The sequence below is a fragment of the Escherichia sp. KTE172 genome, from assembly GCF_000408845.1.
Lineage (GTDB): Bacteria > Pseudomonadota > Gammaproteobacteria > Enterobacterales > Enterobacteriaceae > Escherichia > Escherichia coli.
Map to the genome: position 1 here is coordinate 2,356,684 of NZ_KE137316.1, position 12,872 is coordinate 2,369,555.

At 52.2% G+C, this 12,872-nt stretch carries 15 protein-coding genes; 11 read left to right on the top strand and 4 right to left on the bottom strand.

The window, feature by feature from the left end:
• Nucleotides 1-289 precede the first annotated feature (289 nt).
• The 6 genes from G434_RS12640 to G434_RS12615 all read left to right on the top strand — a co-directional run bounded on the left by G434_RS12640 (nucleotide 290) and on the right by G434_RS12615 (nucleotide 5,351).
• Entirely contained in the window at nucleotides 290-1,444 is a 1,155-nt protein-coding gene (locus G434_RS12640) for an AgaS family sugar isomerase (RefSeq protein WP_016239090.1), read from the top strand.
• Nucleotides 1,445-1,456: 12 nt separating this feature from the next.
• Complete coding sequence (gene kbaY, locus G434_RS12635) at nucleotides 1,457-2,317, top strand: tagatose-bisphosphate aldolase subunit KbaY (protein ID WP_000022773.1); 861 nt, start codon at nucleotides 1,457-1,459, stop codon at nucleotides 2,315-2,317.
• A gap of 166 nt (nucleotides 2,318-2,483) precedes the next feature.
• Nucleotides 2,484-2,960, top strand: coding sequence for a PTS galactosamine transporter subunit IIB (gene agaB, locus G434_RS12630; RefSeq protein ID WP_000098025.1), 477 nt, complete (start codon nucleotides 2,484-2,486; stop codon nucleotides 2,958-2,960).
• A 38-nt stretch (nucleotides 2,961-2,998) separates the two neighbouring features.
• Nucleotides 2,999-3,802 carry a PTS galactosamine transporter subunit IIC gene (gene agaC, locus G434_RS12625; protein ID WP_000544474.1) on the top strand — a complete coding sequence of 268 codons (804 nt, stop codon included), beginning with the start codon at nucleotides 2,999-3,001 and terminating at the stop codon, nucleotides 3,800-3,802.
• On the top strand, nucleotides 3,792-4,583 hold the full coding sequence (gene agaD, locus G434_RS12620; RefSeq protein WP_000534351.1) for a PTS galactosamine transporter subunit IID: 792 nt from the start codon (nucleotides 3,792-3,794) through the stop codon (nucleotides 4,581-4,583). Before agaC ends, agaD begins: the two co-directional genes overlap by 11 nt.
• Complete coding sequence (locus G434_RS12615; protein ID WP_001377079.1) at nucleotides 4,584-5,351, top strand: galactosamine-6-phosphate isomerase; 768 nt, start codon at nucleotides 4,584-4,586, stop codon at nucleotides 5,349-5,351.
• Between the two features lie 49 nt (nucleotides 5,352-5,400).
• Here the strand turns inward: G434_RS12615 and rsmI are convergent, their stop codons facing one another.
• The gene (gene rsmI, locus G434_RS12610; protein ID WP_000809258.1) at nucleotides 5,401-6,264 is read right to left on the bottom strand and encodes a 16S rRNA (cytidine(1402)-2'-O)-methyltransferase; all 864 of its coding nucleotides are present in this window, start codon (nucleotides 6,262-6,264) and stop codon (nucleotides 5,401-5,403) included.
• A gap of 64 nt (nucleotides 6,265-6,328) precedes the next feature.
• On the opposite strand from rsmI, the gene lpoA reads away from it, so the two are divergent.
• The 4 genes from lpoA to dolP are packed head-to-tail and all read left to right on the top strand — an operon-like array spanning nucleotide 6,329 to nucleotide 9,913.
• Nucleotides 6,329-8,365 carry a penicillin-binding protein activator LpoA gene (gene lpoA / locus G434_RS12605; RefSeq protein WP_000249133.1) on the top strand — a complete coding sequence of 679 codons (2,037 nt, stop codon included), beginning with the start codon at nucleotides 6,329-6,331 and terminating at the stop codon, nucleotides 8,363-8,365.
• On the top strand, nucleotides 8,323-8,718 hold the full coding sequence (locus G434_RS12600) for a YraN family protein (protein ID WP_000246847.1): 396 nt from the start codon (nucleotides 8,323-8,325) through the stop codon (nucleotides 8,716-8,718). Before lpoA ends, G434_RS12600 begins: the two co-directional genes overlap by 43 nt.
• Before the next feature lie 19 nt (nucleotides 8,719-8,737).
• Nucleotides 8,738-9,328, top strand: a complete 591-nt coding sequence (gene diaA / locus G434_RS12595) for a DnaA initiator-associating protein DiaA (RefSeq protein ID WP_001158035.1) — start codon at nucleotides 8,738-8,740, stop codon at nucleotides 9,326-9,328.
• 9 nt (nucleotides 9,329-9,337) lie between these two features.
• Nucleotides 9,338-9,913, top strand: coding sequence for a division/outer membrane stress-associated lipid-binding lipoprotein (gene dolP / locus G434_RS12590; protein WP_000646049.1), 576 nt, complete (start codon nucleotides 9,338-9,340; stop codon nucleotides 9,911-9,913).
• A 121-nt stretch (nucleotides 9,914-10,034) separates the two neighbouring features.
• Here dolP and G434_RS12585 read toward each other — a convergent pair whose 3' ends face one another.
• Both G434_RS12585 and G434_RS12580 read right to left on the bottom strand, forming a co-directional pair.
• Nucleotides 10,035-11,075 (bottom strand): permease, encoded by a 1,041-nt coding sequence (locus tag G434_RS12585; protein WP_000147607.1) that lies wholly within the window; start codon nucleotides 11,073-11,075, stop codon nucleotides 10,035-10,037.
• A gap of 72 nt (nucleotides 11,076-11,147) precedes the next feature.
• On the bottom strand, nucleotides 11,148-11,783 hold the full coding sequence (locus tag G434_RS12580) for an NAD(P)H-binding protein (protein ID WP_001309782.1): 636 nt from the start codon (nucleotides 11,781-11,783) through the stop codon (nucleotides 11,148-11,150).
• A 127-nt stretch (nucleotides 11,784-11,910) separates the two neighbouring features.
• On the opposite strand from G434_RS12580, the gene yhbO reads away from it, so the two are divergent.
• The gene (gene yhbO, locus G434_RS12575) at nucleotides 11,911-12,429 is read left to right on the top strand and encodes a protein/nucleic acid deglycase (protein WP_000037608.1); all 519 of its coding nucleotides are present in this window, start codon (nucleotides 11,911-11,913) and stop codon (nucleotides 12,427-12,429) included.
• Here the strand turns inward: yhbO and G434_RS12570 are convergent.
• Nucleotides 12,409-12,852, bottom strand: a complete 444-nt coding sequence (locus G434_RS12570; RefSeq protein ID WP_000449453.1) for a YhbP family protein — start codon at nucleotides 12,850-12,852, stop codon at nucleotides 12,409-12,411. The two genes, yhbO and G434_RS12570, sit on opposite strands and share 21 nt — an antisense overlap.
• Nucleotides 12,853-12,872: the final 20 nt, after the last annotated feature.

Sequence of the window (12,872 nt, forward strand, 5' to 3'; positions counted from 1 at the left end):
TGCTCTGTGCAGGGTATCGGATGCGACGCTGACGCGTCTTCTTTGACCTACGGTACGCCGCATCCGGCAATCGGTGAACATAGCAACGTCATCACGCCATCCTTTAATCTTCCCTTGTCTTTTCTTTCAACGATCACAAATTTCGTTTTATTTCTTTTTTCTCCATTGAACTTTCAGTTTCTTTTCTATAGATTTTAATCAACGAAAGACATCACCAAGTGAAATGAAACGAAAGGTAAGCGAAAGCGACAACGCCCGACGTCAAGTTCATCAGACTAAGGATTGAGTTATGCCAGAAAATTACACCCCTGCTGCTGCCGCAACCGGTACATGGACTGAAGAAGAGATCCGCCATCAGCCTCGCGCATGGATCCGTTCACTCACCAACATCGCCGCGCTACGTTCCGCGCTCAATAACTTCCTTGAACCGTTACTGCGCAAAGAGAATCTGCGGGTAATCCTGACCGGAGCCGGAACCTCGGCATTTATCGGTGACATCATCGCGCCGTGGCTCGCCAGCCATACAGGTAAAAACTTCAGCGCCGTACCGACCACCGATCTGGTCACCAATCCGATGGACTACCTGAATCCAGCTCATCCACTGCTGTTGATCTCCTTCGGTCGATCCGGCAACAGCCCGGAAAGCGTCGCCGCCGTGGAACTGGCAAATCAATTTGTACCCGAGTGCTATCACCTGCCGATCACCTGCAACGAAGCGGGCGCTCTTTACCAAAACGCGATCAACAGCGACAACGCGTTTGCCCTGCTGATGCCCGCAGAAACGCACGACCGCGGCTTTGCGATGACCAGCAGCATTACCACCATGATGGTCAGCTGCCTCGCGGTTTTCGCACCTGAGACGATCAACAGCCAGAGCTTCCGCGACGTGGCGGATCGTTGCCAGGCGATCCTGACCTCACTGGGCGATTTCAGCGAAGGTGTGTTTGGTTACGCACCGTGGAAACGGATCGTTTATCTCGGCAGCGGTGGCTTACAGGGCGCAGCACGCGAGTCGGCGCTGAAAGTACTGGAACTGACGGCGGGTAAACTGGCGGCCTTTTATGATTCCCCGACCGGATTCCGTCATGGCCCGAAATCGCTGGTCGATAACGAAACGCTGGTGGTGGTATTTGTCTCCAGCCACCCTTACACCCGTCAGTATGATCTTGATCTACTGGCTGAACTTCGCCGCGATAACCAGGCAATGCGCGTAATCGCCATCGCCGCGGAAAGCACAGACATCGTTGCTGCCGGTCCACATATTATCCTGCCGCCGTCCCGTCACTTTATCGACGTTGAGCAGGCATTTTGCTTCCTGATGTACGCCCAGACGTTTGCACTTATGCAGTCGCTGCACATGGGCAATACGCCGGATACCCCATCAGCCAGCGGCACCGTTAACCGCGTGGTGCAAGGCGTAATCATTCATCCGTGGCAGGCATAAGAGGATCGCATTATGAGCATTATCTCCACCAAATATCTGTTACAGGACGCCCAGGCCAATGGCTACGCGGTGCCTGCTTTTAACATTCATAACGCCGAGACGATCCAGGCGATCCTCGAAGTGTGCAGTGAAATGCGATCGCCGGTGATCCTCGCCGGAACGCCGGGGACCTTTAAACATATCGCGCTGGAAGAGATCTACGCCCTGTGTAGTGCCTATTCCACAACCTACAACATGCCACTGGCGCTGCATCTCGACCACCACGAATCGCTGGATGATATTCGCCGTAAAGTCCACGCAGGCGTGCGCAGTGCGATGATCGACGGCAGCCACTTCCCGTTTGACGAGAACGTGAAGCTGGTGAAATCGGTTGTCGACTTCTGCCACTCACAGGATTGCAGCGTGGAAGCAGAACTGGGCCGCCTGGGCGGTGTTGAAGATGACATGAGCGTTGACGCCGAAAGTGCATTCCTGACCGATCCACAAGAAGCTAAACGCTTTGTCGAACTGACTGGCGTCGACAGCCTGGCGGTAGCGATTGGTACGGCGCACGGCTTATACAGCAAAACGCCGAAGATTGATTTCCAGCGGCTGGCGGAAATTCGTGAAGTGGTGGATGTTCCTCTGGTGCTGCATGGTGCCAGCGATGTTCCGGATGAATTTGTCCGTCGCACTATTGAACTTGGCGTCACAAAAGTGAACGTTGCCACAGAATTAAAAATAGCCTTCGCTGGCGCGGTTAAAGCCTGGTTTGCGGAAAATCCGCAGGGTAATGATCCTCGTTATTATATGCGCGTCGGTATGGATGCGATGAAAGAAGTTGTCAGAAATAAAATTAATGTCTGTGGTTCAGCGAATCGAATTTCAGCATAATCATTAGTTTTTTATGATTTATCCCAATGTACTTCCCGATTAATATCGGGGAGTGCCTTAATGGTAAAGGAGATAACTAAACCTTAATAAATACATCAGTACAATATCGCAACAATAATATATTTAAAAAAATTATATTATTCAACTTTATGGTGAGGATTACACAATGAGCAGTCCAAATATTCTCTTAACCCGTATTGATAACCGTCTGGTTCACGGTCAGGTTGGCGTGACCTGGACATCTACCATCGGTGCAAATCTGCTGGTAGTCGTGGATGATGTTGTCGCTAACGATGATATTCAACAGAAATTAATGGGTATTACCGCGGAAACCTACGGCTTTGGCATTCGTTTCTTTACTATCGAAAAAACCATTAATGTCATCGGCAAAGCTGCACCGCATCAAAAGATCTTCCTGATTTGCCGTACGCCACAAACGGTACGTAAATTGGTAGAAGGTGGCATTGACCTGAAAGATGTCAACGTCGGCAATATGCATTTCTCGGAAGGGAAAAAGCAAATCAGCAGTAAAGTTTATGTCGATGACCAGGATCTCACGGACTTACGTTTTATTAAACAACGTGGCGTGAATGTTTTCATTCAGGACGTCCCTGGCGATCAAAAAGAACAAATCCCTGACTAAATCTAAAATCGCCTTAATATTGGTTTGAGGTAATAAAAATGCATGAAATAACCCTACTCCAAGGATTATCCCTGGCGGCGTTAGTTTTCTTTCTGGGGATTGATTTTTGGCTGGAAGCCTTATTTTTATTCCGCCCGATAATCGTTTGTACCCTAACTGGCGCTATTCTCGGTGATATTCAGACTGGCTTAATTACCGGTGGTCTGACAGAGTTGGCTTTCGCCGGATTAACCCCTGCAGGTGGTGTTCAGCCGCCCAACCCGATTATGGCGGGTCTGATGACCACCGTCATTGCATGGTCTACGGGCGTTGATGCCAAAACGGCAATTGGTCTTGGCCTGCCGTTTAGTTTGTTAATGCAGTACGTCATTCTGTTCTTCTATTCCGCTTTCTCATTATTTATGACCAAAGCCGATAAATGCGCGAAAGAAGCGGATACGGCAGCGTTTTCCCGACTTAACTGGACAACGATGCTCATCGTCGCTTCAGCGTATGCGGTGATTGCTTTCCTCTGTACTTACCTGGCACAAGGGGCGATGCAGGCGCTGGTGAAAGCGATGCCCGCCTGGCTGACCCACGGCTTTGAAGTGGCTGGCGGTATTCTGCCTGCCGTTGGTTTTGGCTTGCTGCTGCGCGTAATGTTCAAAGCGCAATATATCCCTTACCTGATCGCCGGTTTCCTGTTTGTTTGCTACATCCAGGTCAGCAACCTGTTGCCGGTTGCCGTACTGGGCGCAGGCTTTGCGGTGTATGAGTTTTTCAATGCGAAATCCCGGCAGCAAGCGCAACCGCAGCCCGTTGCCAGTAAAAATGAAGAAGAGGACTACAGCAATGGGATCTGAAATCAGTAAAAAAGATATCACCCGTCTGGGCTTTCGTTCGTCACTGCTACAAGCAAGCTTTAACTACGAAAGGATGCAGGCGGGCGGTTTTACCTGGGCGATGTTGCCGATCCTGAAAAAGATTTATAAGGACGACAAACCGGGCCTAAGCGCGGCGATGAAAGATAACCTCGAATTTATTAATACCCACCCGAATCTGGTCGGATTCCTGATGGGGTTATTAATTTCGATGGAAGAAAAAGGAGAAAACCGCGACACCATTAAAGGCCTCAAAGTGGCACTGTTTGGCCCAATCGCCGGGATTGGCGATGCGATTTTCTGGTTTACCTTATTGCCGATTATGGCGGGAATTTGCTCATCATTTGCCAGCCAGGGAAACTTGCTGGGGCCGATTCTATTTTTCGCCGTTTACCTGCTTATCTTCTTCCTGCGCGTCGGCTGGACCCACGTCGGTTATTCAGTCGGCGTGAAGGCGATCGATAAAGTGCGAGAGAACTCGCAGATGATTGCTCGTTCGGCAACCATCCTCGGGATCACGGTAATCGGCGGGCTGATCGCTTCGTATGTGCATATTAACGTGGTGACATCGTTTGCCATCGACAGTACCCACAGCGTCGCGCTGCAGCAGGATTTCTTCGATAAAGTCTTCCCGAATATTTTACCGATGGCCTACACCCTGCTGATGTATTACTTCCTGCGGGTGAAAAAAGCGCATCCGGTGCTGTTAATCGGCGTGACGTTTGTTCTTTCTATTGTTTGTTCTGCATTCGGCATTTTGTAAATGGAACGAGGCACCGCGTCTGGCGGTGCCTCTTTACTTAAGGAATTTCATCCTGTGCAAACCCTTCAACAAGTTGAAAACTATACGGCGTTAAGTGAACGTGCCAGCGAATATTTATTGGCCGTGATCCGTAGCAAACCGGATGCCGTGATTTGCCTGGCGACCGGAGCCACGCCATTACTGACGTATCATTATCTGGTAGAAAAAATCCACCAGCAGCAGGTTGATGTCAGCCAGCTCACCTTCGTGAAGCTCGACGAATGGGTGGATCTGCCATTAACGATGCCTGGCACCTGCGAAACTTTCCTGCAACAGCATATCGTGCAGCCGCTGGGGCTACGTGAAGACCAACTCATCAGCTTTCGCTCCGAAGAGATAAATGAGACAGAGTGCGAACGGGTAACGAACCTGATTGCGCGCAAAGGCGGTCTGGATTTATGCGTTCTCGGATTGGGGAAAAACGGTCATCTTGGGCTGAACGAACCGGGAGAAAACCTGCAACCGGCCTGCCATATCAGTCAACTTGATGCCAGAACACAGCAACATGAGATGTTAAAAACCGCGGGCCGTCCTGTGACTCGTGGGATCACCTTAGGCCTGAAGGATATTCTCAATGCCCGCGAAGTTTTGTTACTGGTGACTGGCGAAGGAAAGCAGGATGCGACAGAACGTTTTCTCACGGCTAAAGTCTCTACCGCTATCCCGGCTTCATTTTTATGGCTGCATAACCATTTCACATGCGTGATTGATGAAATGTGTCGTCGTTAACTCGCCAGGTAAAGGCGTTGTAGCGCTATTCCTGCTGCGACGCCTGTAATCACTCTCCCTGCTGCTCCAGCGCATACTTATACAGCGCATTTTTCTTCACGCCGTGAATTTCTGCGGCCAGCGCCGCCGCTTTTTTCAGCGGCAGTTCTGCCTGTAGCAGCGCCAGCGTGCGCAGGGCATCAGCAGGCAGGTCATCTTCCTGCGCTTTATGGCCTTCGACAATCAGTACCATTTCGCCTTTGCGACGGTTTTCATCTTCTTTGACCCACGCCAGCAGCTCGCCAACGGGCGCGCCGTGAATGGTTTCCCAGGTTTTGGTTAGCTCACGCGCCAGAACCACGTAGCGGGATTCGCCTAATACCGCAACGATATCTTCCAGGCTATCTAACAGACGGTGGGTAGATTCATAAAAAATCAGCGTGCGCGGCTCCGCTTCAATGGCTTTTAGCGCATCACGGCGGCCTTTTGATTTGGCAGGTAAAAAGCCTTCATAACAAAAACGATCGGATGGTAAACCCGCGGCGCTTAACGCAGTGATAGCAGCACACGGCCCGGGTAGCGGCACCACGCGAATCCCCGCTTCACGGCAGGTACGCACCAGATGGTAGCCAGGATCGTTAATTAGCGGCGTTCCGGCATCGGAAACCAGCGCAATGTTTTGCCCCTCTTGCAGCTTCGCCAGCAGCGTTTCGGCTTTTTGTTGTTCGTTATGGTCGTGCAGCGCAAACAACCGAGCATTAATCCCAAAATGTTGCAGCAATAAACCGGTGTGACGCGTATCCTCGGCGGCAATCAGATCAACGGCCTGTAATACCTCCAACGCACGCTGGGTGATATCCGCCAGATTGCCGATTGGCGTCGGTACAATGTAAAGCTGGCCCTGAGAATTATCCGCCGATTGGTGTTGTTTCATTGTGTCGTCCGTATTGCCGATTTAATATTGAGCATTGCGTAAAAAAAATATCACTGGATACATTATGGTACCCTCAACATTTTCTCGTTTGAAAGCCGCGCGTTGTCTGCCTGTTGTTCTGGCAGCCCTGATTTTCGCCGGTTGTGGCACCCATACTCCCGATCAGTCCACTGCTTATATGCAGGGCACGGCGCAGGCTGATTCTGCCTTTTACCTGCAACAGATGCAGCAAAGTTCTGATGATACCAGGATCAACTGGCAATTACTCGCCATTCGTGCACTGGTGAAAGAAGGTAAAACCGGACAGGCGGTGGAGTTGTTTAACCAACTACCGCAAGAACTGAACGATTCTCAGCGTCGCGAGAAAACACTGCTGGCGGCAGAGATTAAACTGGCGCAGAAAGATTTTGCTGGCGCGCAAAACTTGCTGGCGAAAATCACACCTGCAGATTTAGAACAAAACCAGCAAGCGCGTTACTGGCAGGCAAAAATCGATGCCAGCCAGGGGCGTCCTTCCATTGATTTACTGCGCGCGTTAATTGCTCAGGAACCGCTGCTCGGTGCGAAAGAAAAGCAGCAGAATATTGACGCCACCTGGCAGGCGCTCTCCTCCATGACTCAGGAACAGGCGAATACGCTGGTGATCAATGCCGACGAAAATATTCTGCAAGGCTGGCTGGATCTGCAGCGCGTCTGGTTTGATAACCGTAACGATCCCGACATGATGAAAGCCGGGATCGCCGACTGGCAGAAACGTTATCCGAACAACCCGGGCGCGAAAATGCTGCCAACGCAGTTGGTTAACGTAAAAGCGTTTAAACCCGCATCGACCAACAAAATCGCCCTGATGTTGCCACTGAATGGCCAGGCAGCGGTATTTGGTCGCACTATTCAGCAAGGCTTTGAAGCGGCGAAAAATATCGGCACTCAGCCAGTGGCGGCTCAGGTAGCTGCCGCACCTGCCGCAGACGTAGCAGAACAACCTCAGCCGCAAACCGTGGATGGCGTTGCCAGCCCGGCACAAGCCTCGGTTAGCGATCTGACCGGTGAACAACCTGCGGCCCAGCCGGTGCCTGTAAGCGCCCCGGCGGCAACCACCGCAGCGGTAAGCGCACCCGCGAATCCATCCGCAGAGCTGAAAATCTACGATACATCATCACAACCACTTAGCCAGATCTTAAGCCAGGTTCAACAGGATGGCGCGAGTATTGTGGTCGGTCCGTTGCTGAAAAATAACGTTGAAGAGTTGCTGAAGAGCAACACCCCGCTGAACGTGCTGGCACTGAACCAGCCGGAGAACATCGAAAACCGCGTCAATATTTGTTACTTCGCGCTTTCACCGGAAGACGAAGCGCGCGATGCAGCGCGTCATATTCGTGACCAGGGTAAACAAGCGCCGCTGGTGCTGATCCCACGCAGTTCATTGGGCGATCGCGTAGCCAATGCGTTTGCGCAAGAGTGGCAGAAACTGGGTGGCGGCACCGTTCTGCAACAAAAATTTGGTTCCACCAGCGAATTACGCGCGGGTGTTAACGGCGGTTCTGGTATTGCTTTAACGGGTAGCCCGATTACTCCCAGAGCGACAACCGACTCCGGCATGACGACCAACAATCCAACGCTGCAAACCACGCCAACCGATGACCAGTTCACCAATAATGGCGGTCGTGTCGATGCGGTGTACATTGTGGCAACGCCGGGTGAAATCGCTTTTATCAAACCGATGATCGCCATGCGTAACGGCAGTCACAGCGGTGCGACGCTGTACGCCAGCTCCCGCAGTGCGCAAGGGACCGCTGGCCCGGATTTCCGCCTGGAGATGGAAGGCTTGCAGTACAGCGAAATCCCGATGCTGGCAGGCGGTAATCTGCCGTTAATGCAGCAGGCGCTCAGCGCGGTGAACAACGATTATTCGCTGGCTCGCATGTATGCGATGGGCGTTGATGCCTGGTCGTTGGCAAATCATTTCTCACAAATGCGCCAGGTTCAGGGTTTTGAAATCAACGGTAATACCGGAAGTCTGACGGCTAACCCGGATTGCGTGATTAACAGGAAGTTATCATGGCTACAGTACCAACAAGGTCAGGTAGTCCCCGCCAGTTAACCACCAAACAGACCGGCGATGCGTGGGAAGTACAAGCGCGTCGCTGGCTGGAAGGCAAAGGACTGCGGTTTATCGCCGCTAACGTGAACGAGCGTGGCGGCGAGATCGATCTGATAATGCGTGAAGGCCGGACCACCGTTTTTGTCGAGGTGCGTTACCGCCGCTCTGCGCTTTATGGCGGCGCGGCAGCCAGTGTGACCCGCAGCAAACAACACAAATTATTACAGACTGCCCGCTTGTGGCTCGCGCGTCATAATGGGAGTTTTGATACTGTGGATTGCCGGTTCGATGTGGTAGCCTTCACCGGGAATGAGGTTGAGTGGATTAAGGATGCCTTTAATGACCACTCATAATTAAGGTTTAAGGATTAGCGTGCAAGAAAGAATTAAAGCTTGCTTCACTGAAAGCATTCAAACTCAAATTGCGGCGGCAGAGGCGCTTCCGGATGCCATCTCCCGTGCAGCCATGACGCTGGTTCAGTCTCTGCTCAATGGCAACAAAATCCTCTGTTGTGGTAATGGAACTTCCGCTGCCAATGCACAGCATTTTGCTGCCAGCATGATCAACCGTTTCGAAACGGAGCGGCCCAGCTTACCTGCCATTGCACTAAATACTGATAATGTTGTCTTAACGGCGATTGCCAACGATCGCTTACATGATGAAGTGTATGCAAAACAGGTGCGGGCGCTGGGTCATGCGGGAGATGTATTGTTAGCCATTTCCACCCGTGGCAACAGCCGCGATATTGTAAAAGCGGTAGAAGCTGCCGTTACGCGTGATATGACCATTGTGGCATTAACCGGCTATGACGGCGGTGAACTTGCAGGTTTGTTAGGGCCACAGGATGTGGAGATCCGCATTCCTTCGCATCGTAGTGCTCGCATTCAGGAGATGCATATGCTGACGGTAAATTGCCTGTGCGATCTGATCGATAACACGCTTTTCCCTCACCAGGATGTTTAAGGAGAATACATGAAGGCATTATCGCCAATCGCAGTCCTTCTTTCCGCGCTGCTGTTGCAAGGTTGTGTTGCCGCTGCCGTAGTGGGTACCGCTGCTGTGGGTACCAAAGCCGCAACTGATCCACGCAGTGTCGGCACCCAGGTGGACGATGGTACCCTGGAAGTGCGCGTAAACAGCGCATTGTCGAAAGACGAACAGATTAAGAAAGAAACCCGTATTAATGTCACGGCTTATCAGGGCAAAGTGCTGCTGGTTGGGCAGTCACCAAACGCTGAACTTTCGGCTCGCGCTAAACAAATTGCGATGGGCGTCGACGGTGCCAACGAAGTGTATAACGAGATTCGTCAGGGCCAGCCGATTGGTCTGGGCGAAGCGTCTAACGATACGTGGATCACCACCAAAGTGCGTTCGCAGCTGTTAACCAGCGACCTGGTGAAATCGTCCAACGTGAAAGTGACCACCGAAAACGGTGAAGTGTTCCTGATGGGGCTAGTGACTGAACGTGAAGCGAAAGCGGCGGCAGATATTGCCAGCCGGGTAAGCGGCGTGAAGCGGGTAACCACAGCGTTTACGTTTATTAAATAAGCCATTGATCGGTCGTTGAAGTAAATATTCACACCTTAGCCGACCTGTTCCCCTCACCCTAACCCTCTCCCCAAAGGGGAGAGGGGACCGTCCAGTGCTGTATTCAGGAGCATCCAACATCTTAGGCCAACAGCGCCAACCCGCCGACAATCACACCAGATACTGCCACCATCGCCCCCGTCAGCCATAAGGCTTTCGCCGGGAACGCTTTACGCAGCATAATCAGTGACGGCAAACTCACCGCCGGGAGCGTCATCAACAATGCCAGCGCCGGAGCGGTTCCCATACCTGCCAGCATCATCGTTTGCACAATTGGAATTTCTGCTGCCGTGGGAATGACAAACAAGCATCCTGCTACCGCCATCGCCACCACCCACATAAGGCTGTTATCGACAGCACCATCGGCATGGGGGAATAACCAGACGCGAGCGGCACCCAACACCAGTACTGCAAGGATGTAAACCGGGATCGTACTCCAGAAAAGCGTCCATAGCGCCCTGCCCCAGCGGCTAAAAAATCCGCCCTGCGCTTCCGGTATGTCAATTTCGACCGGTGCCTGCGTTAGCGGTATTTCACGTACCCATTTTTGTACCAGCGTCGCAATCAGCAACACCATCGCAAGGCCTGCAACCAGACGAATCGCGGCAAATTGCCAACCGAGGACAAACCCCATAAACACCAGCGTCGCCGGGTTTAACAACGGATTGCCCATCCAGAATGCCAGCGCCCCGCCCATCGATACCTGTTGGCGACGCATTCCCGCCGCGACCGGAGCCGCACAGCAGGTACACATCATGCCCGGCAGCGAAAACAGCGTTCCCAGCAGCGTGCCGCGAAAGCGCGATTGCCCAAGCGTACGCAGCAACCAGTCACGCGGGATCAGCACCTGTATCAACGAACCGAGGATCACCCCCAGCACCGCCGCTTTCCATACCGCGAGGAAATAGATCATCGCGTAATCCAACGCCGCCTGCCACGGATTAGCATCCGCCTGCGCAAGGATAGATTTACCGATACTGTGGGTTTCGGCAGCAGTAAACGCTTTGCCGTAGTAAGGTTGCCATTTCACATACCAGAGACCGGCAATGACAACCAGAAAGAAAAGCGCGGGTTTCCACCACTGAATGGGCGTTGCCGCCTGAGATGAAGACTGACCAGTCATAGCATTCCCCAGGAATAAGTTATGATAATTGAGCGCGTGAATATTACGCTCACTATCAATTCTTGGGAATAATTATTCAGCTCTTTTGCGTAATTCTGAAGAGCTTAAAATCGTCACACCTTCATGCTCAGGCCGCATCGCCTCTGCCAGCATGACCCGCGCCACGTCTCTCGCATCAATGGATTTCCAGTTACCAGGTAACAAACGGAACAGCGGCGCAAAAAGCGTTTCGTTCATCCGCTGTTTGCTACGATCGCCCAGTAACATCGACGGGCGAGCAATGGTCAATTTCGGCCAGTTCTGGGCAATTAATGCTTCTTCCATCTCCCCTTTGACGCGGTTATAGAAAAACGGCGAGTGGGCCTTGGCACCCATAGCACTGACTACCAGCATATGCTGTGCGCCCAACCGCCGCCCGGTTAATGCGGTATCCACTACCAGCGTGTAATCGGCATGAATAAACGCCTCTTTACTCCCCGCTTCTCGCCGCGTGGTGCCGAGACAACAAAACACAATGTCGATGGGATCGGTGACCTGCGCCAGCGCGTCGGTCAGTTGCGGATCATGGGGATTAAACACCCCGGGCATATCGCCCAACGGACGTCGCGTCGGCGCGGCTATGGCGTTAACTTTCGGTTCGTTAATCAACATCCGCAGCAGGTGACCGCCCACCAGCCCCGTTGCGCCTGTAATCAGTACCTGACTCATCTTCGCTCCTTTACAGAATTGTCTGCCTTGCGCTCCCCGGCTCATGCACCAGGCTTAATAGACCATGAGGTAATTATCCCCGATTGTGGGAAATTCGCCTCATCCAATGCAACAACGCGGAGGAAGCATGAGTAAGAAAATTGCCGTTTTAATCACTGATGAATTTGAGGATTCAGAATTTACTTCACCCGCAGACGAGTTCCGTAAAGCCGGACACGAAGTGATTACCATTGAAAAGCAAGCGGGTAAAACGGTGAAAGGCAAAAAAGGAGAAGCCAGCGTGACCATCGATAAATCCATCGATGAAGTGACGCCAGCGGAGTTTGATGCCCTGCTGCTACCGGGCGGCCATTCACCGGATTATCTGCGTGGCGACAACCGTTTTGTCACTTTCACCCGTGATTTTGTGAATAGCGGCAAACCAGTTTTCGCCATCTGTCACGGCCCGCAGTTGCTGATCAGTGCCGATGTGATTCGGGGGCGCAAACTGACTGCAGTTAAACCGATCATTATTGATGTTAAAAACGCGGGCGCGGAATTTTACGATCAGGAAGTGGTGGTCGATAAAGATCAGCTGGTTACCAGCCGAACGCCGGACGATCTGCCAGCGTTTAACCGCGAGGCGTTACGCCTGCTCGGTGCCTGAGTTACGTAGCCAGATCATTTTTTTACCAAAGCCCAGCGTGTTGTCGGTGAATTTGATTTCATCAAGCCGGATTTCCCATACCGGGGCCGACAGCATTCTGGCAACCGGAAAGCGACGGTTGTACGCCTTGCGTGCGAGGTCGCTTTCCTCACCTTCAAGCCTGCGGATCTCGCCTTTAAATTGCACGCCGCGAATTAACGCTACCGTTTTCGGCTGACCGTTTACAGTTCCGGCAACTGCCGCCTGCGGCCCACTCATCTGCGCGTGGCGCGTTTTTTCTTCCGTCAAAATGTAGAAGGCGACTTTCTGCGCATCAAAAAGATAAAAGGCATTGGCGCACCACAATTCCCCTTCCTGCTGCACACACCAGGTGACAACATGTTGTTTTGCCAGCCAACGGCTGATGGCGGTGAGTGTTTCCATTGCTGTTCTCTTTTATACTG